Genomic DNA, 24,459 nt, shown 5'->3' with positions numbered 1-24,459 from the left:
GCGTCGAGCGAATGGTGGCATAGTCCGGGGGAGGCGACCCACGCGTCTGAACGGGGCGGAATGACGGTTCTTACCCTGGCAATCCGTAATTTTCGTGATTTATCTCGCTGGCAATGGGAGCTCGCCGGCCCGACGGGGGAGGCCGTCGCCTTCCATGAGGTGGAGCTCGACCCGGCCGAATGGCAGTTCGCCGCCTTCCGGGATCCGTACTCCTACCTGATCCACTACGCGGCGCCGTTCCGGCGGGCGCAGCGCGAGACGGAGATCCTCACGAACTTGGGGGGCTGGGTCGCCGACCGGGTGTTCGGCCCTTTGATCGAGGTGATGGCCCGGCACGCGCCGGCGACCGTCCGGGTGGCCGTCCCTGAGGATGCGGCCCCGGTCATGCTGCTCCCGCTTGAACTGGCGATGGTCGAGGGCGTGCCGCTGGGAGTCCGCGGGATCAGCTTGGTCTTCGACGCGGGCGACGCTCCGCCCCCGCGCGGCGGGACGGGCCCGCCGCGCGTGCTCGGCCTGTTCAGCCAGCCGGACGGCGGCTCCGCACTCAACATGCGCCGCGAACGTCACCGGCTCGCCACGCTGCTGGCCGGCTCCGCCGAGTTCACCGCCCTCCAGTACGGCGTGACGCCCCAGTTGCTGAGCGAGGTCGTCGCCGAAGGCTGGGACGCCGTGCATCTGGCCGGGCACGGCGGCCGCGACGTGTTCCGGATGGAGGGATCCGACGGCAGGCCGCTGAACGTCACCTCCGGCGAGCTGAGCCGCCTCCTCAGCCCTCTCGCCGGGGTGGTCAGGCTGATCACCGTCACCTCGTGCTCGTCGGCGGCCGGAGCGCCGGAAGGGCATCCGCCCGCGACCGGCGCTCTCGCCGTGGATCTCGCGAGGCGGCTCGGCTGCGCGGTCACGGCGATGCGCTTCCCCGTCGACGACGACTTCGTGACCCCGCTGACCATCGGCCTGTACCGGAGGCTGATCATCGAGCGTGAGCCGCTGCCCCGTGCGCTCACGCGGACGCTGGGAGAGGTGGCGTCGTCCGGGGACCATCGGCCGCTGTCGCTGGGCGCCCCCGCGCTGTTCGGGGCGGGCGCCGCCGACCTGGTCCTAGCCGCCCCTGAGGTGCCGGACAGCTCAGACGGCGTGGCCGTGGCCGGCTCGGACGGCTCAGATGGCCTGGACGGCTCCGGGAGGGCCGCGCGCCGTACATGGCGGGCTGGGCTGCCGGAGCCACCGGAGCGCTTCGTCGGCCGCGTCGGCGTCATGACGAGGGCCAGCGCCGCCCTCGCCCCGCTCAGCGGGCGCTCCGGCGTCCTCCTGTACGGCATGCCGGGCATCGGCACCACCGCCTGTGCCCTTGAGCTCGCGCACACCCACCGCGCCTCCTTCGACGATGTGAGGTGGCTCGACACGGCAGGCGGCGACCTCGCGCCTCCTGCCGGGCGCTCGCTCCTCGTCATCGACGGGATGGACGCCCTGGTCGACGAGGAGGGGCGCTGGCTGGACCCGCAGGCCGGCGCCGCGATCACCCGGCTGGCCGCCCACGACGGCCCCGGCCGTGTGATCCTCACCTCCCACCGCCCTCTCTACCTCGGTGAGCGCATGCTCGTCGAGCGAGTCTCCCTGCTGGCGGAGGACGAGGCGTACCTGCTGGCACGGGAGATCCCCGGGTTCGCCGACCTCATGCGCGACAGCACGGAGGAGGCGGCGGACTGGCTGGAGAAGGCCGGCGGACATCCGGCCCTGGTGGCGGCGCGCGGCGACGACGGCGGTACCGCCCGCGCGCTGACGAAGTGGACCGGCCGGACGCTGGACCGGCTGGAGCCCGCAGCCGGAGGGCTGCTCTTCCTGTTGAGCGCACTGGAGGAGGCGGACCGCCTGAGCTGGATGCTCGAAGCGATCTGGCGGCCGTACCACGAGAGGCTCCCTCTGGCGGCCGAGACGCCGCTGGACGCGCTGCTCCTGGAGCTGGAGACCCAGGGGCTGATCATGTCGGAACCGGACGACGACGGCGAGGCGCGGTACCGAGTGCACCCGGTCGTCGCTGCGGCGGTCGGCGACCGGTACGACGCGGACGCGCGCCGCCTCGTGGACATTCTGGGCAACTCGGTCTGGCTGCGGGTCGGAGGGTGGGTGGACGACAGCGGTGAGCCCACCGGTGAGGGGACGGCGGCGGCCGTCCGCGGCCTGCCGTACATGGTCAGGCTGGGTGATCACATCGTCGCCCTCTACGTCTTGTCCACGGCGCTCACCAACTCCCGCGCGCTCGCGGCCGAGGTGCTCCCGTTCGCGCGCCGGATCCGCGACGCGGTCCAAGGGACGCCAGACGCGCCGGCCGCGGAACGGCTCCTGTCCTACCTCACCCGGCGCGCCACGCCCCAGCTCGCCTCCGAGGCGGATCTGGAGGCGGCCGCAGACTGGGAGTCCGCCAGGGAACGGTTCGCCGCGTTGACGCACGCGGGGCGGACGGAGGAGGCGCTCGCCTTACTGGAGGGAGCCATCGAACGGCTGCGCGGCGAACGAGGCGACCGGTGGTGGATGCTCGCCGCCGAGGCCGACCGGCTGGACGCGCTCGCCGAGCTGGGAAGGTCAGAGGAGGTGCTCGCCGAGGTGGACCGCCTGTGGGCGGAGCTGCCCGCCCCCACGGCGCTTCCCCCGCCGGACGGCGGCATGCTGCCCGCCTCCGCCGTTGAGCATCTCCTCGCCGCCGGGCGGCGGGCGGCGATGCGGCTGCGCCGCTGGGACGACGCGCTGCGGTTCGCGCAGGCGGTGGCGGACAGCGAGGTGGGCAGGGGCGCCGACAATCTCGCCCTGGCGACCACCTGGCTCAGCATGTGCGGGCCACTGCACAACCTGGGCCGCTCCGACGAGGCCTACGACCTCCTGCTGCGATGCAAGGAGATCTTCGAAGCCGACCGCGATCCCGGGATGCTCGCCGAGGCGTTCAACCTCCTGTCGGCGATCGAGTACGACCGTGGCCACGTCGACCTGGCTCTCACCCTGCGGCACGACGCGCTGCGCTTCAGCTATCTGGACAGCGACGCTCAAGCATGCGCGCTGAATCACAACAATCTCGGCAACATGCTGTCGCACGACATGCGCGACCCGGCGGGAGCACTGGTCCAGCACCTCGCGGCGGCCGTGATCAGGACAGCCATCGGTCACCCGTCGGCGGACGACTCGATCCAGATCGCCGCCTGCGATCTGCTGGTGCTGCCCGACGGCGCCTACCCCCTCACGATGTCGGCGCTGTCCCAGCGGGTGATGACCGACCCGGTCATCCGGCTCGATGTTCTCGTACGGAGGCTGATGTCCGACCGCCCGCGAACGCCCGGCTTCTTCCGCGACATCCTGGGCGACGAGGACATGCAGGTGGTCGATCTCAACGAGCTCCTCAGCGCCGGCGGCGGCGACGTCGACGCCGCCTTCCAGCTGCTGGAGCGGCAGCGGGAGACAGGGACCCTCGTGGGCACGGGGGCAGCGGGGGAGGACCTGTTTCAGCGGGTGCTCGAGGGCCTGATCCCGGTGCTCGACGGGCTGGCGCCGTACCTGGCGCGCTGCGAGCCGCTCGTCGCCGCCGTCCTGGAGGCGGAGTCGGGCAATGACAGCGCGCGACGGCTCCTGGAGGCGACGCTGGACCGGTGGGAGGAGGAGAGCAACCTGCGGGACGTGGCCACAGCCCTGCGCCGGATCACCGAGGGCGAGCGCGAACTGGCGGCACTCGCGTCGTATGGCACGCTGGCGCACGTGGTCGCCTTGCGCGTTCTCCGCTCGCTGGAGGGCGCGGTGACCGTGCCTGCGCAATTGTGGCACGCGGCGGCCATCGACGTGTTCCTGCACATCGCCGTCCAGGCGGCCCGTGGCGACTATCCGGTCGAGGCCGCCGTCGACGACCTCGGTCATCTCGCGGCGACCCGCGACCAGCGGCGCCTCACCCGGGCCCTGCGGCAGATCGCGCAGGGAAAGGCGGGCGACCGCCGGGTGGCCGCGGTACGGCGGGGCCCGGACCGCGCCGTGGTGGACACGGTCCTCCACTGGGCCGGCTTCGGCCCGGCGCGGAACGCCCCGGGCGGGCCGCCAACCGGATGGACGTCCAAGATGCTCCGCGGGTAGGCGGCCTTCTCAGGCACCCGCACAGGAGACGTGAGAGGCCCGGGGCGTCCGGCCGGGTCGCGCGCCGGCCGGACGTCCCGGGGGTCCGGAGGGTCAGAGATTCTTGAGATAGGCGAGCGACGGCGCGAAGAAGTACTCCCCGCCCTTCATCGTCACCGTCTGGGGCGCCTGCTTTTGCGGCGCGCTGAGCGCCGCACCGCCCCACGCCTTGGGATAGCGCACCGTGCCCGCCCGCTTCCCCTGGCCGATCACCGGGTCGTGACCGGTGCCCTCGGCGGGGAAGTCACGGTTGTCGGCCCAGCTCTGCTGGGTGAACTCGAACTGCTGCTGCAGGCTGGCGTTGAACGCCATGAACAGCAGCCCGACCCCGCCGGTCGGCCGGGTCTGCGGCGGAGCGTCGTCCCACGGCCGGTCGGTGCGGACGCCGTACGTCTGGCCGCGCCTGGCCATCATCACGCCGAGGAGGCGTTCGAGGCCCTCGTCGCGCGAGTCGCGCGGGTTGGCCTTGCGGATGTGCGCGCTGACCGGGCACCGAGAGCCCGCGTCGTCGCGGTAGCTGAAGTCGTTCTGCACGGGGAAGCCGTCCGAGCTCGGCTTGCCGTGCAGCCGCAGCGGGGTGCCGTTGCGGAACCGGCCGACCAGCATGGCCCCCGCGAGCAGCCGGTCGGCGCCTTTAAGGCCGAGCGCGTCGGCGAGGTCCTCCTCGGCCTGCCGGAACGCGCGGACGTTCTGCTCCAGCTTCCGCAGGACGAGGTAGCTGCCGAAGTGGCGGCTCGGCTTGGGGGCGAGGGGGTCGGGGACGAGGACATGGCTCAGCGGGAAGAAGGGATTCCAGTTGGTCCCCTTCTCCGCGGCGACCTGGTCGGCGAGGAACAGCGGCTGGCTGCGCCCGTCGACGTAGCCGAAGTGCTCGATCCCCCGGCCCTGGCCGTCGCGCAGGCCCGACCCCGTCTCCTCGCCGACGATCTTGGCGGTCTTCGGCAGCAGCGCGTGGACCCGTGCCCGGGTGGCGGCCACCGGCTCGGGCGTGGCGTCGCCGATCAGCACGATCGCGTGGATCTCCTGCTGGTACGGCGCCTCCCAGGCGCTCACCGGCGGGTCGCTGAGGGTGTCCTTGCGCCGCTTGAGCCCGGACTTGAAGGAGTTGTCGGTGAACTCCACGGTCGGCTCGCCGAGCTTGAGGTAGCCCGCCTTGCTGATCCCGACGCCGACGTACGGCGTGCCCGGCGTCCGCGCCCGGTTGAACGAGCGGACCTCTTCCAGGTGCTTGCGCGCCGACTTCATCAGCGGGACGAGGCCGCGCAGGAAGCGGCGGCCGTCCGCCTTGTCGCCGAAGCTCACCAGCAACAGGCTGAGGTGCTCCCGCACGTGCGCCTGCAGGATGTTCGGCTGCAGGTTGTCGAGCATCGCCTTCGTGTCGGCGTCAAGATTCGCCGAGTCCCACGCGAGCGGCTTGCCGTTGGCCAGATTAACCGGCATCTGCGGTCCTTCCCCGTCGTCAGTGTCGTACGGGCCCCCGATCCCTAAGAGTCTTGTTTCACGCGAAAGGTTCGCTTCGCCAGGGAATTCGTAGGTATGAGACCGGACCTTCACCGCCGCTCGCGGCGCGCGCAGGTAACCGGCCAGGTCAGGCCTAATTCCCGCACGGAGGGTAGCAACGGGCCATGACGAAGAGACGGCCTGTGGGTGTGGAAGAGGAGTTCCTCGTCGTCGACCTGGAGAGCCGGCGGCTGACGCCGCTGGCGCAGGCGATGCTGGACAAGCTGCCGGACGAGGGGTACGCCGCCGAGCTGCAGCGCTCCGTGGTCGAGACCAACAGCACTCCGATGGAGGACCTGCGCGACGTCCGGGCCGAGATCGTACGGCTGCGCCGGGCGCTCGTGTCGGCCGGGGAGCCGCTGGGCGTGGGTGTGATCGCGGCGGGCACGACTCCCCTGACCGGAGTCGACGGGTACACGTTCACGCCGGGGGAGCGCTACCAGTACCTGTCGGACGCCTACCAGTTCCTGGCCCAGGAGCAGCTCATCTGCGGGGCGCAGGTGCACGTGGAGATCGACGACCGCGACGTCGCCGTCCTCGCCGCGCAGCGGGTGGAGGCGTGGCTTCCGCCGCTGCTCGCGCTCAGCGCCAGCTCGCCGTACTGGCTGAACGAGGACAGCGGCTACGCCAGCAGCCGGGCCCTCGCCTGGCAGCGGTGGCCCACGGCCGGGCCCGTGGGCCCCTACGCGAACGCGGCCGAGTACGACCGGACGGCCGACGACCTGGTGGCCTCCGGGGTCATCGAGGACCGGGGGATGGTCTACTTCGACATCCGGCTCAGCGCTCACGTGCCGACGGTCGAGATGCGGATCTGCGACTCCTGCCCGCTGGTGAACGACGTCGTCCTGCTCGCAGGCCTGTTCCGGGCGCTGATCATCAGGGAGAGCGAGGCGGTGGAGAAGGGAGAGCCGCCGCGTGGCGAGGAGCGGCTGGCGCTGCTGCGCGCCGCCAACTGGCGGGCCGCCCGCTCCGGCCTGGAGGATGACCTCCTGTCCCCGCTGACCAGCAGGCCCATGCCGGCCCCTCAGCTGATCACGTGGATGCTCGACGACCTGCGGCCCACGCTGGAGGAGCTGGGCGACTGGGAGATGGTCTCCGAGCTTGCGGACCAGGCGCTGCGCCGGGGCAGCGCGGCGTCCCGCCAGCGCGGCGCGCTCGCGATGAACGGGCGCCCGGAGGACGCGGTCGACCTGCTGCTCGCCGAGACCCGCGAGGGGTGAAGCGGCCGAGCGGATCCACCTGATTGCCGGGGGGAACGGGCGGGCCGATACCCTACTCGCCATGTCCCCGAACCCGGCCGTGCGATGACCGGCGCGTACTCGGGCTGGCTGATCGGCGCCGCCCTCCTGCTCGCCCTCGCCGCCGTGGTCACCGCCGCCCGGGACCGGCCCATGGGCGCGGTGCTCCTCGCCGGGCTCGGTCTGCTTGAGCTGGCGCTGCTGGTCCAGGCGGGCCTCGCCCTGGGGAGGATCGGCCAGGTGGGGGAGAAGGCCACATTCATCGGTTATCTCCTGGGCACCCTCGTGATTCCGCCCGCCGCCGTCTGGTGGGGGCGGGCGGAGCGCACCCGCTGGGGCCCGGGCGTCATCGCGGTGGCCGCGTTCACGGTCGCGGTGATGACCGCACGGCTGCTGCAGATATGGAACGCGGGGGCATGAGCGGGGGAGACGAGGCGGTCCGGTCCGGCCCGGGGCGGGTGCTGGTCGCCGTCTACGGAGTCTTCGCGCTCGCCGCGACCTCCCGCGCCGCCGTGCAGATCGCCACGAAGTTCGCCGAGGCGCCCCTGGCGTACGTGCTCTCGGCGCTGGCGGCCGTCGTCTACATCGTCCTCACGGTGGCGCTCGCCAGGGGGGCCCGTCGTGTGGCGGTGGCCGCCTGCCTGGTCGAGCTCGCCGGCGTGCTGGTCGTCGGCACGCTGAGCCTGGCCGACCCGGCTGCCTTCCCGCACGCCACCGTGTGGTCCGGATTCGGCAGCGGCTACGGGTTCGTGCCCCTCGTGCTGCCCGTCATCGGCCTCTTCTGGCTCCTGCGCCGCCGCCGCTCCTTCTGATCCGTACGGCCGGCCGGGCCGTGCGAAGGCCCCACACCACTCTGGCCGCTCTGGCCGCCGCCGAACATGGCACGCGTTGTCAACGGATTGGCACTCAGGCATCACGACATCCGGCTGCCGGAATGCGATCGTCGCACCGTGATCCACGGTTTCGGGAGGGGGTGTCTCATGCGTATCCGTCGAATCATCGACTGGGCCTGAGCCCCACGGCGGGCCGCCCCGTACGGGGCGGCCGGGTTTTCCGCGCCCTTCGCGCACACCACTCAGGCCGCCGCCGTACATGGCACGCGTTGTCAACGGGTTGGCACTCGGGCATCACGACATCCGGCCGCCGGAATGCGATCGTCGCTCCATGATCCGCCGTTTCGGAAGGAGGTGTCCCATGCGCATCCGTCGAACCATCGACTGGGCCTGATCCCTGCAGCGGGCCACGCGGAACCGCCGGAACGTCCCCGGCGCGGATTCAGTGACGCGTCACGTCCCGCCATGCGCCGGCGCGGCGCCGACGAACGGGGGCCGATGAATCCGGCGTGACCGGGGCCATCAGTGGATCGGTGACGGCGCCTGGCGGCATCACCGATCCACTGCGCTCATCGAGGAACTGCGCTTTTCCGGGAGGAGTGGAATGACCGGCGCCGCTCGTCGGGGTTCGTACGGGGACGTCTTCCGAGTCCGGGAGTTCACGGCGTTGTGGTGCACGGTCGCGCTGTCGCGCGGCGGCAGCCAGCTGGCGCGGGTGGCCCTGGCCGTGCTCGCCTTCCAGCGCACCGGCTCACCGGCCGTCACCGCGCTGGTCTACGCGCTGACGCTGCTCCCGGCGATCGTCGGGGGGTCGTTCCTGGGCAGGCTCGCCGACCGCTATCCACGCCGCGACCTGCTGGTCGTGTGCGCCTGGTCGCGGGCCGGCCTGGTCGCGCTGATCGCCGTACCCGGGATCCCGCTGCCCGTGCTCTGCGGCCTGGTCTTCGTCGTCCAGTTGATCGAGTCTCCCGCCAAGGCGGCGCAGATGGCCCTGCTCCCCGACATCCTCACGGGCGAGACCCACTCGCTGGGCGTGGCGGCGGTCACCCTCACCTCGCAGATCGTCAGCCTTGTCGCGTTCCCCCTCGGGGGCGTGCTGGTGGGACTGCTCGGGCCGAACGGCGCGCTGGCGCTCACCGCCGCCGTCTTCGCGGCGATGGCGCCGGTCACGAAGCTCGGCCTCCACCACCGGCCGGCGACCCGCCCATCAGGTCCCGGGGACGAGGAGCGGTCACGGGGCCTTCGCGGAGGAGGCCGGCTCATCCTGGGCAGCCCTCCGTTGCGCAGCCTGCTGGCGCTCGCGCTGCTCGCCGGCTTCTACGTGATCCCCGAGGTGCTGGCGGCGCCGTACGCCGCCGAGCTGGGACGGGGCACGACGGAGGTGGGGTTGCTCATGGCCGCCATGCCGGTGGGCAACGTGGCGGGGGTCTTCCTGCTGACCCGGTTCGTTCCCGCAGGCGCGCGGCTGCGCTGGCTGGGGCCGCTCGCCGTCGCCTCCGGGCTTCCCCTGGTCTTCTCCGCGATGGCCCCGGGGTTCGTCCCTTCGCTGCTGTTGTGGGGTCTCGTGGGCCTCCTGAGCGCCTACCAGGTGACCGCCAACACCGAGTTCGTCAGGATCGTGCCGCGGGAGCGGCGTGGTGAGGCGCTGGGTCTGGCGTCGTCACTGCTGGTGACGGGCCAGGGGGCGGGAATGCTCCTCGGTGGCCTGCTCGCCGATGGGGTGGGGGTCTCGCCCACCCTCGCGATCGCCGGGGTGGCGGGCTGTCTCGCGGGGATCCCCCCGGCCCTGGGCTGGCGTCGCGCCCGGCAGGAGCTCCCGCGCGAGGCGTACGCGCCGGCGGGATGACAGGAGCCGCCCGGTCGTCCGCAGCCCGGCCGCCGCCTCCTCTTCGCCGCCGTCGGCGTCGGCGGCGCGCCGCCGATAGTCGAGCGGGCTCTGACCGTAGGCGGCGCGGAAGGCGCGGACGAACGTGGCGGTGTCGGAGAAACCCCAGCGGGACGCCGTGGCGTGGATGGGCCGCCCGGCGAGCGAAGGGTCGGACAGGTCGCGGCGGCAGCGCTCCAGCCGTTGGGCGCGGATCGACGCGGCGACGGTCGTCTCCTGCGCCTCGAACAACCGGTGCAGCGTACGCAGGGAGATGTTGTGGGCGGCGGCGATCGTCACCGGAGAGAGCCGGGGGTCGGCGAGATTCCGCTGGATGTGCTCCTGGACACGCAACAGCAGGGTCCGGGCGCGCGCTTCGGGAGGCACGGCCGCTTCCGCGTGGAGACGATGGGCGAGCAGCGCGGTGACCAGGTCCAGGAGCACGGCGCCGAGCCGGACGGCGTCGGCCCCGGCGTACGCGGCCGTGTCGGCGGCCAGGGTGGTGAGGAGGCTCGCCAGCAGCCCGCCGAAGTGGTCGTGTGCGGAGAACGACGTGGCCGTGAGCCGTTCGACCTGATGCGGGGGAAGGGCCAGCAGCGTGCCGGGGAAGACCATCATCAGCCCGTGCGCGGGCTCACGCCCTCCCGTCACCCATCGGCAGGGCCGGGAGGTGTGACACAGCACCAGCTCGGACGGCCGCAGCTCAGCGACCCTCTGATCCTGCGTCACGATGGTCCGCCCGCTGAGACCGAGCATGAGCTGGAACAGCTCCGGGTCGGACCGGCTGATCATCCGCGGGGTGCGGAACCCCTCGCAGCCGGAGACCATGTGCGAGGAGACCTGGATCGCGCCCAGGTCCGTCGCCGCGATGCTGCCGTGGAACCGTGCGGGATCGTCGCAGGCGGCCCTCACGGGCGCCACCATCCGCGATATGTGATCGAGCCAGCGGGGGAACCGCTCGGCCGGGGGCAGCTCGCCGGTGCACATCACCACCTCCACCGAGGTTCCCCTCCCCCTGGATCCGAGTCAGGCGCCGAATCCGAGTCACGCGCCGCCGTCGGGCCGTGATCCGTCCGGCGACACGCTACGAGGAGGGGATCGTGGAGACGCCGGGGTCGCGACCTGGCGGGAGCCGGCGAGGCCGCCGTGCCGGCGCCGTACGACTGTCCTCCGTCGACCTGGACAGACGTGCGGGAGCGGCAGGAAGATCGCGGTCACGGCGAGAATCGGCAGAAACCGGCAGAATCAAGAGGCAGAAAAGCCATCGGCAGCGATCGCGCGCGTAAGGGCTGGTGAGTATGCAGCCGGCACGGCACTCATTGGGAAGCCTGATCCGTCAGCGCCGTCTGAGCTCGGGCCTCAGCCAGGGGGAGTTGGCGATTCTCGCGGGTGTCAGCGCCCGTTCGCTGCGCGACATCGAGGCGGACCGGGTCGCCCGTCCGCGGGCGTCTTCGCTGCACCGGCTGGCGTCGGCGCTCGGGTTGACCGGCGACGACCTGCGCGCGCTGCTGGAGACCGTACGGCCCGCGGCCAGGCCGGTGGACGCGGTGCCGTTCCACATCGGGGTGCTGGGACCGCTCGTGATCCGGGACGGTGACAGGCCCGTCGAGATCCGGTCGGCGACGCGGCGTGACCTTCTGGGCCTGCTCGCGCTGCAGCCGGGGCAGCGGGTGCCTCGCGATGAGCTCGTCGACGTCCTGTGGGGAGATCGACCGCCCAGGACATACGCGGCCATGGTGCAGGGGCACGTCGCCGCTCTTCGAGGCCTGCTCCAGCCGGAGCGCCGGCGTCGGCCGGCCGCGTCGATCGTCACGCTGGAGCGCGGTGGGTACATGCTGGAGACGGTTCCGGGAGCGCTCGATCTCGCGGAGTTCGACGACCTCGTACGGAGGGCCCGCGACACGCGGGCCACGGCGGACCGGCGGGCCGCCTTGGACCTGTCGGACCAGGCTCTGCGCCTGTGGCGAGGCCCCGTGCTCGCCGACACCGGATCCCGGTTGCGTCACCACCCGCTCTCGGCGGCGCTCAACCAGCGCCGCATGGCCGCCGCGCTGGCGTTCGCCGACAGCGCGCTCGTGAACGGGAGCTTCTCCATCGCGGCCGATCACCTGCGCAGGCTCGCCGCGGACGAGCCGCTGCACGAAGGGCTGCATGCCCGCCTCATCCTGGCGATGGCCGGCGGGGGAGACCAGGCGGGCGCTCTGCGCCTGTTCGCCGATCTTCGCCGCAGGCTCGCGGAAGAGCTGGGCGTCGAGCCCGGACCCGAGCTCAGGGCGGCGCATCTGCGAGTCCTGCGCCAGGAGCTGCCGGTCCCCGGCTCGGCGGCCCCGGACACCCTCCCGGCCGTCCTCGGCGCCGTGGCCCTCCCGGAAGCGGCGCACACCGCTCCAGGGGCGGAGCAGGAGCGCGGAGGAGGGCTGCTCACCGGCACCGGCCACCCGTCAGCGGCCGCGCCCTCGCAGACGCGGGCGGAAGCCGTAGCCGTTCCTGCGCAGCTCCCGCTCGACGCCCGCGGCTTCGCCGGCCGCACGGCCGAGCTGGCCCGGCTCGACGCCCATCTGGCCGCGGTGGGCCACTCGCCCACCGCGTTGACGATCCTGGTCGTGTCGGGAACCGCCGGCGTCGGCAAGACCACGCTGGCGTTGCACTGGGCCCACAGGGTGCGGGACCGGTTTCCCGACGGGCAGCTCTACCTCAACCTCCGGGGGTTCGATCCCGCGGCCGCGGCCATAGAGCCGGCGGAGGCGATCCGGAGCTTCCTCGACGCGCTGGGAGTGCCTCCCCACCGCGTTCCACCGGGCTTCGAGGCCCAGACGGGTCTTTACCGGAGCCTTCTGGCGAACCGCCGGATCCTGGTGGTGCTGGACAACGCCAGAGACGTCGAGCAGGTCCGCCCGCTGCTGCCGGGCTCGCCGAGCTGTCTCGTGGTGGTGACCAGCCGCGACCAGATGTCCGGACTCGTCGCCATCGAGGGGGGCTGTCCGCTGACCCTCGGCCTGCTCTCCACATCGGAGGGCCGCGAGCTGGTGGTCCGCCGCCTCGGCGCCGAGCGGCCCGGGGCCGAGCCCCGGGCGGTCGACGAGATCATCGCCCAGTGCGCCGGGCTTCCGCTGGCTCTCGCGGTCGTGACCGCTCGCGCGGTCATGAATCCCCGATTCTCGCTGGCCTCGCTCGCCGGGGAGCTACGTGCCGTGCAGGGCGGTCTCGACGCGTTCCACGGTGGCGATCCGGCCACTCAGGTGCGGACCGTCTTCTCCTGGTCCTACCGCACGTTGAGCGCGGAGGCGGCGCGGCTCTTCCGGCTGCTGGCACTGCACCCCGGGCCGGACATCGGCGTCAACGCCGCCGTGTGCCTGGCCGGCGTGACAGAGGACCGCGTACGCCCACTGCTCGCGGAGCTCTCCCGCGCGCACCTGATCAGTGAGCACGTGGCCGGCCGGTACACCTTTCACGACCTGCTGCGCCTGTACGCCGCCGAACGCAACCGGGAGGAGGACGGTGAGGCCGAGCGCGCCGCCGCCACCCAACGGTTGTACGACCACTACGTGCAGGCCACGTACGCGGCCGCGCGCACGCTCTACCCGAACATGATCCGGCTGCCGTCGACGGTGCCCGCGGCCGGCCTCGACCCCGCCGGCCACGGCGGCGCACTGGCGTGGCTGGACGCCGAGCACCCGAACCTCGTGGCAGCCGTCACCCACGCCGCGGAATACGGGCAGCGCCCCGCGGCGTGGCGGCTCGCCGACGGCCTGCGGGGATACTTCGCCCGGCGGCGGCACTCCGTTCACTGGTTCGCGGTCGCCGAGGCGGGCCTCGCGGCCGCGCGAGCGGAAAGCGACCTGCAGGCGCAGGCGGCTCTCCATCTCAGCACGGCGCACGCCTACAACATCATGGCCAACCGGCAGGAGGCGCTCGCGCACCTGGGCCGTGCCCTCGACATGAGCCGGCGGGCGGGCTGGCGGGAGGGCCAGGCCGTGGCGCTCACGAATACCGGCTCCGTGCAGATGGACCTGGGCCGGCTGGAGGAGGCCGGCGCGAGCCTTCTGTCCTCGCTCGACCTCAGCCGGCAAGGCGGCGACGACGGCAGCGACGTCATGACCCACAACAACCTCGGGGAGCTGGAGCGGATGCGCGGAAGGCTACGGGCCGCCACCCGGCATCTCGACCGCGCCATGGAGAAGGGGCGGCGTCTCGGCGTGAGCGCGGGCCTGGTGACGACGCTCGAGACCACCGGTCAGGTCCACTACGACCTCGGTCACCTCGCCTCCAGCGCCGCGTACCTGAACCGGGCCCTGCGATTCGCCCGTCTGATCGGAGACGACGCCAACCGGGTCAACTCCCTGGTCTTCCTGAGCTACATCCACCGGGACGCGGGGCGGCTCATCGAGGCGGTGGAGTGCGCCCGCGTCGCCCTCCGGTTGAGTGAGGACCTCACATACCGCCACAGGGACTGCGCCGGCCACAACGCTCTCGCCGCGTGCTACCACGACCTCGGCCGCCACGCGGAGGCGATCGATCACTACAGGAGCGGTCTCCGCCTGGCCCAGGAGGCCGCCATCCGCTACTCCGAGTCGGAGGCTCTCGTCGGCTTGGCACTCGTCAACACCCGCATCGGGAACCACGACGAGGCCCGAGGCTTCGCCCACGACGCCCTGGCTCTCGCCCGGCAGGCGGATTTCCGCGTGCGGGAGGGCCAGGTGCTGACCGTCCTCGCCGAGACGCACCTGCGCGAAGGTGACCACGCCGAGGCGGCCGAACATGCCCGGCACGCGATCGACCTGCACCGGGAGACCGGGCACCGCCTCGGCGAGGCCAGGGCCCTGACGCTTCTCGGGACCGCGTCGCACCGGTTGCACGGGCCCGGGAGCGCCCTGTGCCACTGGGGTGAGGCACTCGCTCTCTTCACCGACATCGGCACGCCCGAGGCCGGCCGCCTCCGTGAGCTCATCGGCGGAAGCGGCGACGCGGCACCCGGCGTTCCCCGGCCCTGACACCGCGGGCCTGCCGGCGGGCATTTTGACGGCCTTGATATGGTTATCGGGTCATAGGATGTTTGACCGCTGGGTGCGAAGGAGTTGTGTCGGCATGGGTGCCGCAGTCTTGATCAGGGAACGCCGAGGGCTGATGGCCTGGCTCATCGCGGCCGGGATCACGCTCGCGGCGCTGAATCTGCGCACCGCTGTGACCAGCGTAGGCACCATCCTCGACCAGGTCAGCTCCGGCCTGGGGATGTCCGGGGCGGCGACGGGGCTGCTCACGACGCTGCCGGTGCTCTCCTTCGCCGTCTTCGGCGCCCTGACCCCGGCGCTGTCGCGGCGGATGGGCGAGCACAGCCTGCTGCTGGCCGCGCTCGTCCTGCTCGGCGCCGGTCAGGCGGCGCGCTCCCTCGCGGACTCCGCCGTGCCGTTCCTGGCGGCCAGCGTGGTGGCCCTCGCCGGTGGGGCCATCGGCAACGTCGTCATCCCCACGCTGATCAAAAGGCACTTCCCCCGGCGGAGCGGCGCGATGACGACGGTCTACTCGACCGCACTGGCCGCCGGGACGATGGTGGCGGCCGCCGCGACCGTTCCCGTCCAGGAGGCGGCGGGCGGCAACTGGCACCTGGCACTGGGGGTGTGGGCGGCTCTGGCCGCCGTGGCCGCCATTCCGTGGCTTGCGCTGTCGCGCAGTGAGCCGGAGCGGCGCACCACCCGTGCCCGGGCGGGGGAGAGCGGCCTCCTGCGCAGCAGGCTGGCCTGGGCCGTGGCGGGATACTTCGGGTCCCAGTCGCTCATCGCCTACGTGATGTTCGGCTGGCTGCCCCTGCTGCTGCGGGACAACGGATACACCTCCGGCCAGGCGGGGCTGGTCCTCGCCGTCTTCACCGGCATCGGCATCCCCATCTCGCTGGCCGTGCCCGTCGTGGCGGGCCGCCTGCCCGACCAGCGGCCGATGGTGGCCGTCTTCGCGGGCCTCTACGCGGCCGGGTTCGCCGGCCTGCTGACCGGCCACGCGCTGTGGCTGTGGTCGATGCTGGTGGCCGTCGGGATGGGCTCCTTCCCGCTCGCTCTGTCGATGCTGGCCCTGCGCACCCGGTCCGCCGCCGCGACGGCGGGGCTGTCCGCGTTCGGACAGAGCACGGGCTACCTCATCGCGGGCGCGGGCCCGATCACGTTCGGCCTGCTCCACCAGGTGAGCGGCGGCTGGGCGCTGCCGTTCGGGCTGCTGTTCGCCGCGACGGCGGCGCACCTCGTGACGGGCTGGTACGCGGGAGCGAACCGGACGCTGGAAGACGAGGATGGGGCGGTCCACGCCGGGAGAGCCGAGGGAGATGCGGCTGAAGACCCCGCCGGGAACGCCGGAGGGGATGCGGACGGAGATGCCGCCGGGAACGCCGGCGGTGACGCCGCGGGGAATGCCGGCGGCGATGATCACGCCTCCCGTGGCGTCCGCGACCGGGTCACCGGCCGTTCCCGAGCCGGGAAGGGCGTTCACCGAGCCCGGCGCGGCTCCGGCGCGGCGCCGGCCCGGCCGGCCGCGCGGCACGGGAGGCGCCGCGGGGCTCCTTCGCGCTGACCGCGTCCCGCCTTCGTCTCACGTGGTTTAGCTCCCCGAGTGGGGGCAGGGCTTGTCTTGTAACCACGAGAGAAGGAGGAGGCATGAGCTCGATCGAACAGTCCATCGACGTCAATGTCCCGATCCGTACGGCGTACAACCAGTGGACCCAGTTCGAGAGCTTCCCGGAGTTCATGGAGGGCGTGGAGTCGGTCAAGCAGCTCGACGACACGCGCACCGACTGGGTCGTCGAGATCGCCGGAGTTCGTCGTGAGTTCGAGGCGGAGATCACCGAGCAGCACCCGGACGAGAGGGTGGCCTGGCGGTCCCTGGACCGGCCGAGGCAGGCCGGTGTCGTGACGTTCCACCGGATCGACGACGACACCACTCGCGTGACGCTCCAGATGGAGTACGACCCCGAGGGCTTCGTCGAGAAGGCGGCCGACGCGCTGCAGATCGTCCGCCTGCGCGTACGGGGCGACCTGGAGCGTTTCAAGACCTTCATCGAGTCCCGCGGCGGCGAGACCGGCGCGTGGCGCGGTGAGGTCCCCGGCCCGCACCAGCAGGGGGGCGCCGGCACGGGCTCCACGACCGGTGGCACGGCACCCGGTGCCGCCCCCGGGTACGACATCGGTGAGCCGATGCCGCCCCAGCCCGTCAACCCGGAGTACCCGCGGGAGACGCCGCTGCCCGCACCGGGCCCCGGCCCCATCCCGCCCGTTCCCGGCACGGGCCCCGCGCCCGGCAGCGGCACGCTGCCGCCGCGTGACACTCCCGGATCGGTGATCTGACCCGTTCGCCAGGTGGCCCACCTTCCCCGTACGGGGGAGGTGGGCCTCTTTTCGCTCCTTTCGGCCTGCGCCATCGCGTGGACGGCACAAGCCGTGATGGTGATCCGTTCGCGGCCCGCCCGGCGACTCGCATATTGATATCATGCGGTTATCAACGGGAAATCGAAAATTTATTTTCACCTGTTATACTGCCAATTGTATGCTTTAGCATTTCGGTCGTCTCCTTTCTTTCCGGAGTTCGACCGAAGGGATTTCCCCCGCCCATGTGCCATGACGCCGACGCCGCCCCGCCCCTGTACGGCTCTCCGATCACCACGACGTCCTCCGAGCGTGCCGTTCTCACCTCGGCCGACGGCACGCGGTTCGCCGCCTTCCTGTCCAGGCCGGGCCGTACGACCGGAGCCGGCGTCCTCGTCCTTCCGGACAACAGAGGGCTGTCGGCCTTCTATGAGCGGCTCACCGAGCGCCTGGCCGAGCAGGGCCATCCGGCGCTCGCCATCGACTACTTCGGCCGTACGGCGGGAACGGAGAGCCGGGGGCCGGGCTTCCCGTCGATGGAGCACCTGGGAAAGGTGACCAGGGCCGGCCTGTACGCCGACATCGAGGCCGGGGCCGGGCGCCTGCGGGCGGAGGGATGCGACGCCGTCGTCTCACTCGGCTTCTGCTTCGGCGGACGGCTCGCGTTCATGTCGGCGCTGTCCCGGTTCCGCCTCGACGGCGCGATCGGGCTGTACGGGTACCCGGGCGTCCTGTTCGGGAGCGACGGGCCCACGCAGATGGCGCCGGATCTCACCGGGCCGATCCTCGGCATGTTCGGCGGGGCGGACGAGGGCATCTCCCCTGAGGTGATCGCCGAGTTCGGCGCGGCGCTGGAGGGCGCCGGGGTCGAACACGAGATCGTCATCTATCCGGGCGCGCCGCACAGCTTCTTCGAGTTGGACAAGCCGGACTACGCGGAGGCGTCGGCGGACGCCTGGTCGCGCGTCCTGGCCTTCCTCGGCGAGATGACAGCCCGAGGCGACCTGACCTCGCCTCGGGCTGTCACCAAGCAAGACTAAGCCCTGCTCCCCCCGGCGTGCGCCCCACCCCCCGGAAAACGCCCGGAACAGGGGAAAGAGCTCTTCCGAATGCCCCTCCGCCAGGGGGCCGGGCGCACGCGTGCGCCCCCCGGCCGGGAAAAGCCGGTGCGGGGGGCCGCGTGAGAGCGATACCGTTCCCCCATGCGATCGATCATCTCTCCTCCGCCCGCCCGATAGCGGGCGGATCCCTCCGGTGAGCCGGGCCCCGAGTGGCCCGGCCGGTGGCCGCCGCCCGCATCAGGGCAACGGCAGACCACTCACCTGGAGAGACGTCGATGACGCATGTCCCGGCCCTGCCCGTACGGCGGGGCCTCACCTATCTGTCCATGGCCGCGATCGCCTGGGGAACCGGCGGCGCGGCCGGGGCGATGCTGAACCACACCGGCCACCTGAGCCCGGTGGCCGTGTCGTTCTGGCGGTTCGCCTGCGGGGCGCTGCTCCTGCTCGCCGGAGCACCCCTCAGCGTCCGACTCAGCGCCCGTTTCAGTGCTCGCTTCGGTGCTCGCTTCGGCGCCCTCCTCAGCGTCCTTCGCGGCGCCGAAGCCGGTGCCGGAGCAGGTGCTCGAACCGGCGCCCAAACGGGTGCTCAAGCGGGTGGCCGAGCCGGTGGCCCCTCCGGTGACTGCGCGGGCCCACGGCCGGTCACCGGGATGCGGGCTTCCGCCTCCGGACGGCCGGTCTGGCGGGTCGTCCTGCTGGTCGGCCCGGCGCTGGCCGTGTGCCAGGCGGCCTACTTCGCGGCGATCGCCGCCGCCGGAGTCGCGCTCGCGACGATGATCACCATGGGGGCGAGCACCGTGTTCGTGGCCCTCGGCGGGCGGGTGTTCCTGCGGGAGCGGCTGAGCCGTACGACCCTCGCGGGCGTCGGCCTCGCAGTGGCGGGCCTGCTCCTGCTCGCCGGGGGAGGCGCCGGCGCAGGCGCCGGGGAGGACGCCACGGCCGCCGGGGTGACTCCGGCGGGAGTGGCGTACGCGCTGCTGTCCGCCCTGGCCTACTCGGGGGTCACCCTGATGACCCGCCGCGCCCGTCCGGAGGGGCTGGCGGCGTGGGGCTTCGCGGCGGGCGCCGCGTGCCTGCTGCCGTTCGCCGCGGCGGACGGGCTGCTGCCGCAGGCCGCCCGGACGGGCACGGCCGTCATGCTGGTGGCCTACCTCGCCGCGGTGCCCACGGCGCTGGCGTACGGGCTGTTCTTCGCGGGGCTCGGGGCGGTCGGCGGCACCACGGCCGCCGTGGTCGCCCTGCTCGAACCGCTGGTCGCGGCGCTCATCGGCGTCGCGCTCCTGGGCGAGCGGATGACCCCCGCCCAGGTCTGCGGAGGGCTCGCGCTCATGGCCGCCGTCGCCTGGCTCGGCCGGGCCGAGCTCACCGGCCCAGGCGGATGACGTTCCACGACACCGGCGGCAGCAGCACCCGCAGGGGGTCCTGCTGGATGTCGGCGTTCGGGCGGGGCGCCACCCGCCCGGGGCTGTCCGCCGTGTTCCGCGCGTAGACGTCGGGGCCGCTCAGCGTGGTGGCCTCGATGACGCGCACGGCTCCGAGCGCCCGGGTGTCCACCTCCAGCGAGAGGGGCGCACTGGTCGATCGGTTGACGGCGAACAGCGTGGTCTCGTCCTCCGCGTGGGTGGCCACCGCGTGGAGGACGGGCACCTCGCCGAACTCCGCCGTCTCGTAGAGCGGCCCCGACGGCTCGACGCGCAGCACCTCGCCCCTGGCGTGGGCGGACGCCTGCGCGAAGGGGTGGAACGTCGTCTGCCGCCACGCCCGCCCTCCGGGCTCGGTCATGATCGGCGCGATGACGTTGACGAGCTGGGCGAGGCATGCCGCGGTGACGCGGTCGCTGTGCCGCAGCAGAGTGATCAGCAGGCTGCCGAGGACGACGGCGTCGGCCAGGTGGTAGTGGTCCTCCAGCAGCGGCGGGGCGACCGGCCAGTCCCGTGGGGGCTCCTGCGCCTGGAACCGGCTCAGGTACCAGACGTTCCACTCGTCGAACGACAGGTCGATCCGCTTGCTGGAGCCGTTCCTCGCCCGCACGTGGTCGGCGGTCGCCACGACGGAGGAGATGAAGTGCTCCATGTCGGTCGCGCAGGCCAGGAAGCTCCCGAGGTCGCCTTCCTTCTCCTCGTAGTAGGCGTGGCAGGAGATGAAGTCGACCAGGTCGTAGGTCTCTTCGAGGACCGTGGCCTCCCATGCCCCGAAGGTGGGCATCGACGAGCCGGAGCTGCCGCACGCGACCAGCTCGATGTCACGGTCGATCATGCGCATGGCCCGTGCCGTCTCGGCGGCGAGCCTGCCGTACTCCCTGGCGGTCTTGTGGCCGATCTGCCACGGCCCGTCCATCTCGTTGCCCAGGCACCACATCCGGATGTCGTGCGGCTCCTTGGCCCCGTTCGCCACCCGCATGTCGGACAGCGCGGTGCCGGACGGGACGTTGCAGTACTCCAGCAGGTCGAGCGCCTCCGCGACGCCCCGGGTGCCGAGGTTGACCGCCATCATCGGCTCGACCCCCGCCTTACGGGCCCAGCGCATGAACTCGTCGACGCCGAAGAGATTGGGCTCGGTGCTGTGCCATGCGAGGTCAAGCCGTCTCGGGCGGCTCTCCACCGGCCCGACGCCGTCCTCCCAGCGGTAGCCGGAGACGAAGTTGCCGCCGGGATAGCGGACCGTGGAGACGCCAAGCTCGCGCGCCAGCTCCAGAACGTCGCCGCGGAAGCCGTCCTCGTCGGCGGTGGGGTGGCCGGGCTCGTAGACGCCCGTGTAGACGCAGCGCCCCAGATGCTCGACGAACGTGCCGAACGTCCGGCGCCGCACCGGGGCGACACGGAAGGCGGGGTCGAGCGTCAGACGTGCTGTGGGGACTTCCGGGCCGGGAGCGGGGATGTTCACGCGACTCCTTGGTACAGAACCGTCAAGTGTGTGTGATTGTTTGCGTTATCACTCCTTGCGTCAAGGGAGCGGAAGACCGATGATCGGGCTTCAGCAGGCCCGTCGTCCGTCGTTTCGGCCGTGACGCAACGGTGACGGCACGAGCCTTGACACTGTTTGTGTTATCGCAAACACTCGGGAACTGAGTCGGAACATCAGCGGGGACGGGCGGATGACGACACTCCAGCCAGGCGAGAGCCCGGCCGCACGCCTGAGCGAGCGGCACAGGGCGGCCGTCATGGAGGACGTCGCGGAGCTGGCCGGAGTGTCGGCCATGACGGTCTCGCGTGTGCTGAACACCCCGCAGAAGGTGCGGCCCGAGACCCGGGCTCGCGTTCTGGCCGCCGTCCGGGAGCTTGACTACCGTCCCAACTCGGCGGCGCGGGTGCTCGTGACGGGCCGCTCGGGCGTGCTGGGGGTGGTCTCCTTCGACACCACCCTGTACGGCCCCGCCTCGACCCTCTACGGCATCGAGCAGGCGGCGAGGGAGAACGACTACCTGGTCAGCATCGCCAGCCTCCCGGCGCTCAACCGCAGGTCGATCGAGGAGGGCGTCGACCGTCTGAGGTCGCAGTCGGTGGACGGGATCATCATCGTCGCGCCGCACGAGTCGGCGGCCGAGGGGCTGCGGCACCTGCCGCCGGGCCTCCCGGTGGTCGACGTGGGCGGCGGCGACGACCTGCCGGTGCCGGTCGCGGCCGTGGACCAGCAGGCCGGCGCCGCGCGGGCGACCCGCCACCTGCTGAGCCTGGGACACCGCACCGTGTGGCACCTGTCCGGCCCGCCGAACTGGATCGATTCGAGCGGCCGGGTCGCGGGCTGGCGGTCGGCGCTGGAAGCGGAGGGCCGCGAGGTCCCTGAGCCCCTGGTGGGCGACTGGAGCGCGCACTCCGGATACGAGATCGGCAAGCGGCTGGCGCGGGGGCGGGAGATCACCGCGATGTTCGTCGCCAACGACCACATGGCGATGGGCCTGCTCCGCGCGCTTCGCGAGTCGGGAAGGCGCGTCCCGGAGGACGTGAGCGTCGTGGGGTTCGACGACGTCCCCGAGTCGGCGTACTTCTGGCCGCCCCTGACCACGGTCCGGCAGAACTTCGGCGAGGTCGGCAGGCGGGCGTTCCAGTTGCTGCTCGACCGGATCGGGGGGACGGAGGGCGACGCCCGGCGACTGGTGGAGCCGGAGCTCGTCGTGAGGGAGAGCACCGGCATGAGTCCCTGACGTTCTGACGGAAAGTCACCGGCGCGTCGCGCGACGCCTTCTCCCGGCCCCCGGGGCGCCGCGCCGTGGCGCAGCCATGCCTTCAGGAGGGCGCCGTCCACAGGCGGGCAGGAGGCGTCAACAGGGTGTTACCACAGTGTTTCGGTGTGATCGGACCGTGACCGGCAACCTCCTTGACGACAGGTTGTGTTAACGCTCACAGTCTTCCCAGGTCGTAGAGAGGAGCAAGCCGGTGGGATCGAATCCGGGGCGTCGTCCCCCCGTCATGGCCGACGTGGCCAAGGTGGCGGGCGTGTCGCACCAGACGGTCTCGCGGGTTCTCAACGACCATCCCAACGTCCGGTCTGAGACCCGCACCCGGGTCCTGCGGGCGATCGACCAGTTGGGCTACCGCCGCAACCTGGTCGCCCGCGCGCTGGTCACCAGGCACTCCCGCACGCTGGGTGTGATCAGTTTCGACAGCACGCTGTACGGCCCGGCGAGCACCGTCTACGGCATCGAGCAGGCGGCCAGGGACGCCGGTTACTTCGTGAGCATCGTCAGCCTGCGCACCATCGACAAGGCCGGTGTGGACGACGCGATCGACTATCTGGCCGAGCAGGGCGTGGACGGCATAGTGGTGGTCGCCCCGCAGCGATCGGCGGCGCAGGCACTCGAGAGCCTGCCGATGGGGATGCCCGCGGTGGCGGTCGAGGGCGGCCACGCGGGCGACGTCCCCGTCGTCAGCGTGGATCAGGTCAAGGGCGCCCGGCTGGCCACCGAGCACCTGCTCGATCAGGGGCACGAGACCGTCTGGCACGTCAGCGGGCCCACCGACTGGCTGGAGGCCGAAGGGCGCATCGAGGGCTGGAGGGCGGTCCTGACCGCCGCCGGCCGGCCCGTGCCCGAGGCCCTGGCCGGCGACTGGAGCCCGCGTTCGGGGTATCGGGCGGGCAGGCGGCTGGCGGCCATGGCGGGCGAGGTCACGGCGGTGTTCGTGGCCAACGACCAGATGGCGCTCGGCGTGCTGCGGGCGTTCACCGAGGAGGGAGTGAGGGTCCCCGGGCAGATCAGCATCGTGGGCTTCGACGACATTCCGGAGTCGGAGTTCTTCTCCCCTCCTCTCACCACGATCAGACAGGACTTCGGGGCTGTGGGCAGGCACAGCATCAAGGTGCTCCTCCAGGAGATCGAGAGGGGGGAGCCGATCGGGCCCGAGTGCCACGTCGTGCCTCCCCGCTTCGTCTCCAGGGCGAGCACCTCGTCCCCGCGCTAGCTGTACAAGACACATTGAGCAGCGCACCCCGGGTTCGGGGTGTTAGCGCTATCAGGTAGAAAGGACACCCCCTGTGTTCAGAAAGATCTCGGTGCTGGTCTTGGCCGGCGCCACGGCGTTGACGATGGCCGGATGTGGGAGCGGTGGCGGTTCGGGCGACTCCACCGCGACCAGCGGCGGTGGCGATAGCAAGATCACCATGGGCTTCTCCCAGGTCGGTGCGGAAAGCGGCTGGCGTACGGCGAACACCAAGTCGGTGCAGGAGTCGGCGAAGGACGCGGGCATCGACCTGAAGTTCTCCGACGCGCAGCAGAAGCAGGAGAACCAGATCAAGGCCATCCGCTCCTTCATCCAGCAGAAGGTGGACGTCATCGCCTTCTCGCCGGTGGTGGAGTCGGGCTGGGACACCGTGCTCAAGGAGGCGCAGAGCGCCAAGATCCCGGTCATCCTGACCGACCGGGCCGTCGACTCCAAGGACACCAGCCTCTACAAGACCTTCCTCGGCTCCGACTTCGTCGAGGAGGGCAAGAAGGCCGGCCAGTGGCTGGTCGACGAGTACAAGGACAGCAAGGACACCGTCAACATCGTCGAGCTGCAGGGCACGACCGGCTCGGCGCCCGCGAACGACCGCAAGTCGGGCTTCCAGGGGGTCATCTCCGCCGACCCCAAGTTCAAGGTGATCGCCTCGCAGAGCGGCGACTTCACCCGGGCGAAGGGCAAGGAGGTCATGGAGGCGTTCCTCAAGTCCAACCCGGACATCGACGTGCTCTACGCCCACAATGACGACATGGGTCTCGGAGCCATCGAGGCGATCGAGGGCGCCGGCAAGGTTCCGGGCAAGGACATCAAGATCATCACCGTGGACGCCGTCCACGACGGCATGCAGGCGCTGGCCGACGGGAAGATCAACTACATCGTCGAGTGCAGCCCGCTGCTTGGCCCCCAGCTCATGGACCTCGCCAAGAAGGTCGTGAAGGGCGAGCAGGTGCCGGCCCGTGTGGTGACCGAGGAGACCACCTTCACCCAGGACCAGGCCAAGGAAGCCCTCCCCAACCGCAAGTACTGACCGGACCCCGGGCCG

15 protein-coding genes and 1 pseudogene are annotated in these 24,459 nt (G+C 71.9%); 13 read left to right on the top strand and 3 right to left on the bottom strand.

Annotated features, from left to right (window positions below):
* The first annotated feature begins 60 nt into the window (after positions 1-60).
* Entirely contained in the window at positions 61-4,104 is a 4,044-nt protein-coding gene (locus AB0B72_RS32545; protein ID WP_367743132.1) for a CHAT domain-containing protein, read from the top strand.
* Positions 4,105-4,197: 93 nt separating this feature from the next.
* Here AB0B72_RS32545 and AB0B72_RS32540 read toward each other — a convergent pair whose 3' ends face one another.
* Positions 4,198-5,583 (bottom strand): Dyp-type peroxidase, encoded by a 1,386-nt coding sequence (locus AB0B72_RS32540; RefSeq protein ID WP_367743131.1) that lies wholly within the window; start codon positions 5,581-5,583, stop codon positions 4,198-4,200.
* A gap of 185 nt (positions 5,584-5,768) precedes the next feature.
* On the opposite strand from AB0B72_RS32540, the gene AB0B72_RS32535 reads away from it, so the two are divergent.
* The 4 genes from AB0B72_RS32535 to AB0B72_RS32520 all read left to right on the top strand — a co-directional run bounded on the left by AB0B72_RS32535 (position 5,769) and on the right by AB0B72_RS32520 (position 9,560).
* Positions 5,769-6,863 carry a glutamate--cysteine ligase gene (locus AB0B72_RS32535; RefSeq protein WP_367743129.1) on the top strand — a complete coding sequence of 365 codons (1,095 nt, stop codon included), beginning with the start codon at positions 5,769-5,771 and terminating at the stop codon, positions 6,861-6,863.
* Between the two features lie 84 nt (positions 6,864-6,947).
* Positions 6,948-7,301, top strand: coding sequence for a hypothetical protein (locus tag AB0B72_RS32530; RefSeq protein ID WP_367743128.1), 354 nt, complete (start codon positions 6,948-6,950; stop codon positions 7,299-7,301).
* Positions 7,298-7,693 (top strand): hypothetical protein, encoded by a 396-nt coding sequence (locus AB0B72_RS32525; protein WP_367743127.1) that lies wholly within the window; start codon positions 7,298-7,300, stop codon positions 7,691-7,693. Before AB0B72_RS32530 ends, AB0B72_RS32525 begins: the two co-directional genes overlap by 4 nt.
* 625 nt (positions 7,694-8,318) lie before the next feature.
* Positions 8,319-9,560 carry an MFS transporter gene (locus AB0B72_RS32520; RefSeq protein WP_367743125.1) on the top strand — a complete coding sequence of 414 codons (1,242 nt, stop codon included), beginning with the start codon at positions 8,319-8,321 and terminating at the stop codon, positions 9,558-9,560.
* 78 nt (positions 9,561-9,638) lie between these two features.
* Here AB0B72_RS32520 and AB0B72_RS32515 read toward each other — a convergent pair.
* Positions 9,639-10,565, bottom strand: a pseudogene (locus AB0B72_RS32515) (helix-turn-helix domain-containing protein); the annotation flags it as partial.
* A gap of 311 nt (positions 10,566-10,876) precedes the next feature.
* On the opposite strand from AB0B72_RS32515, the gene AB0B72_RS32510 reads away from it, so the two are divergent.
* The 5 genes from AB0B72_RS32510 (at position 10,877) to AB0B72_RS32490 (ending at position 19,364) form a co-directional block, all read left to right on the top strand.
* Positions 10,877-14,569: a tetratricopeptide repeat protein gene (locus AB0B72_RS32510; protein ID WP_367743124.1), complete on the top strand. Its 3,693-nt coding sequence runs from the start codon at positions 10,877-10,879 to the stop codon at positions 14,567-14,569.
* A 94-nt stretch (positions 14,570-14,663) separates the two neighbouring features.
* Positions 14,664-16,133, top strand: coding sequence for a CynX/NimT family MFS transporter (locus tag AB0B72_RS32505; RefSeq protein WP_367743123.1), 1,470 nt, complete (start codon positions 14,664-14,666; stop codon positions 16,131-16,133).
* A gap of 83 nt (positions 16,134-16,216) precedes the next feature.
* A complete protein-coding gene (locus AB0B72_RS32500) occupies positions 16,217-16,903 on the top strand; it encodes an SRPBCC family protein (RefSeq protein ID WP_367743121.1) in 687 nt (228 codons plus the stop codon).
* A 263-nt stretch (positions 16,904-17,166) separates the two neighbouring features.
* On the top strand, positions 17,167-17,961 hold the full coding sequence (locus AB0B72_RS32495; RefSeq protein WP_367743120.1) for a dienelactone hydrolase family protein: 795 nt from the start codon (positions 17,167-17,169) through the stop codon (positions 17,959-17,961).
* A 296-nt stretch (positions 17,962-18,257) separates the two neighbouring features.
* Complete coding sequence (locus tag AB0B72_RS32490) at positions 18,258-19,364, top strand: DMT family transporter (protein WP_367743119.1); 1,107 nt, start codon at positions 18,258-18,260, stop codon at positions 19,362-19,364.
* On the opposite strand, the gene AB0B72_RS32485 is transcribed toward AB0B72_RS32490, so the two are convergent.
* Positions 19,345-20,859, bottom strand: a complete 1,515-nt coding sequence (locus AB0B72_RS32485; protein ID WP_367743170.1) for an alpha-N-arabinofuranosidase — start codon at positions 20,857-20,859, stop codon at positions 19,345-19,347. The two genes, AB0B72_RS32490 and AB0B72_RS32485, sit on opposite strands and share 20 nt — an antisense overlap.
* Positions 20,860-21,076: 217 nt before the next feature.
* On the opposite strand from AB0B72_RS32485, the gene AB0B72_RS32480 reads away from it, so the two are divergent.
* The 3 genes from AB0B72_RS32480 (at position 21,077) to AB0B72_RS32470 (ending at position 24,444) form a co-directional block, all read left to right on the top strand.
* Positions 21,077-22,123, top strand: a complete 1,047-nt coding sequence (locus AB0B72_RS32480; RefSeq protein ID WP_367743117.1) for a LacI family DNA-binding transcriptional regulator — start codon at positions 21,077-21,079, stop codon at positions 22,121-22,123.
* A gap of 265 nt (positions 22,124-22,388) precedes the next feature.
* Positions 22,389-23,378: a LacI family DNA-binding transcriptional regulator gene (locus tag AB0B72_RS32475; protein ID WP_367743169.1), complete on the top strand. Its 990-nt coding sequence runs from the start codon at positions 22,389-22,391 to the stop codon at positions 23,376-23,378.
* 73 nt (positions 23,379-23,451) lie between these two features.
* Positions 23,452-24,444 (top strand): ABC transporter substrate-binding protein, encoded by a 993-nt coding sequence (locus tag AB0B72_RS32470; RefSeq protein WP_367743116.1) that lies wholly within the window; start codon positions 23,452-23,454, stop codon positions 24,442-24,444.
* Positions 24,445-24,459 lie beyond the last annotated feature (15 nt).

This window comes from Microbispora sp. NPDC049125 (genome assembly GCF_040802045.1).
Taxonomy (GTDB): domain Bacteria; phylum Actinomycetota; class Actinomycetes; order Streptosporangiales; family Streptosporangiaceae; genus Microbispora.
The sequence above is the reverse complement of the archived record's forward strand: the minus strand, read 5'-3'. Positions and strand labels throughout refer to the sequence as shown.

Coding starts and splice junctions, on each gene's coding strand:
- AB0B72_RS32545 (WP_367743132.1), top strand. CDS start 61: ATGACGGTTCTTACCCTGGCAATCCGTAATTTTCGTGATTTATCTCGC.
- AB0B72_RS32540 (WP_367743131.1), bottom strand. CDS start 5,583: ATGCCGGTTAATCTGGCCAACGGCAAGCCGCTCGCGTGGGACTCGGCG.
- AB0B72_RS32535 (WP_367743129.1), top strand. CDS start 5,769: ATGACGAAGAGACGGCCTGTGGGTGTGGAAGAGGAGTTCCTCGTCGTC.
- AB0B72_RS32530 (WP_367743128.1), top strand. CDS start 6,948: ATGACCGGCGCGTACTCGGGCTGGCTGATCGGCGCCGCCCTCCTGCTC.
- AB0B72_RS32525 (WP_367743127.1), top strand. CDS start 7,298: ATGAGCGGGGGAGACGAGGCGGTCCGGTCCGGCCCGGGGCGGGTGCTG.
- AB0B72_RS32520 (WP_367743125.1), top strand. CDS start 8,319: ATGACCGGCGCCGCTCGTCGGGGTTCGTACGGGGACGTCTTCCGAGTC.
- AB0B72_RS32510 (WP_367743124.1), top strand. CDS start 10,877: ATGCAGCCGGCACGGCACTCATTGGGAAGCCTGATCCGTCAGCGCCGT.
- AB0B72_RS32505 (WP_367743123.1), top strand. CDS start 14,664: ATGGGTGCCGCAGTCTTGATCAGGGAACGCCGAGGGCTGATGGCCTGG.
- AB0B72_RS32500 (WP_367743121.1), top strand. CDS start 16,217: ATGAGCTCGATCGAACAGTCCATCGACGTCAATGTCCCGATCCGTACG.
- AB0B72_RS32495 (WP_367743120.1), top strand. CDS start 17,167: ATGTGCCATGACGCCGACGCCGCCCCGCCCCTGTACGGCTCTCCGATC.
- AB0B72_RS32490 (WP_367743119.1), top strand. CDS start 18,258: ATGACGCATGTCCCGGCCCTGCCCGTACGGCGGGGCCTCACCTATCTG.
- AB0B72_RS32480 (WP_367743117.1), top strand. CDS start 21,077: ATGACGACACTCCAGCCAGGCGAGAGCCCGGCCGCACGCCTGAGCGAG.
- AB0B72_RS32475 (WP_367743169.1), top strand. CDS start 22,389: ATGGCCGACGTGGCCAAGGTGGCGGGCGTGTCGCACCAGACGGTCTCG.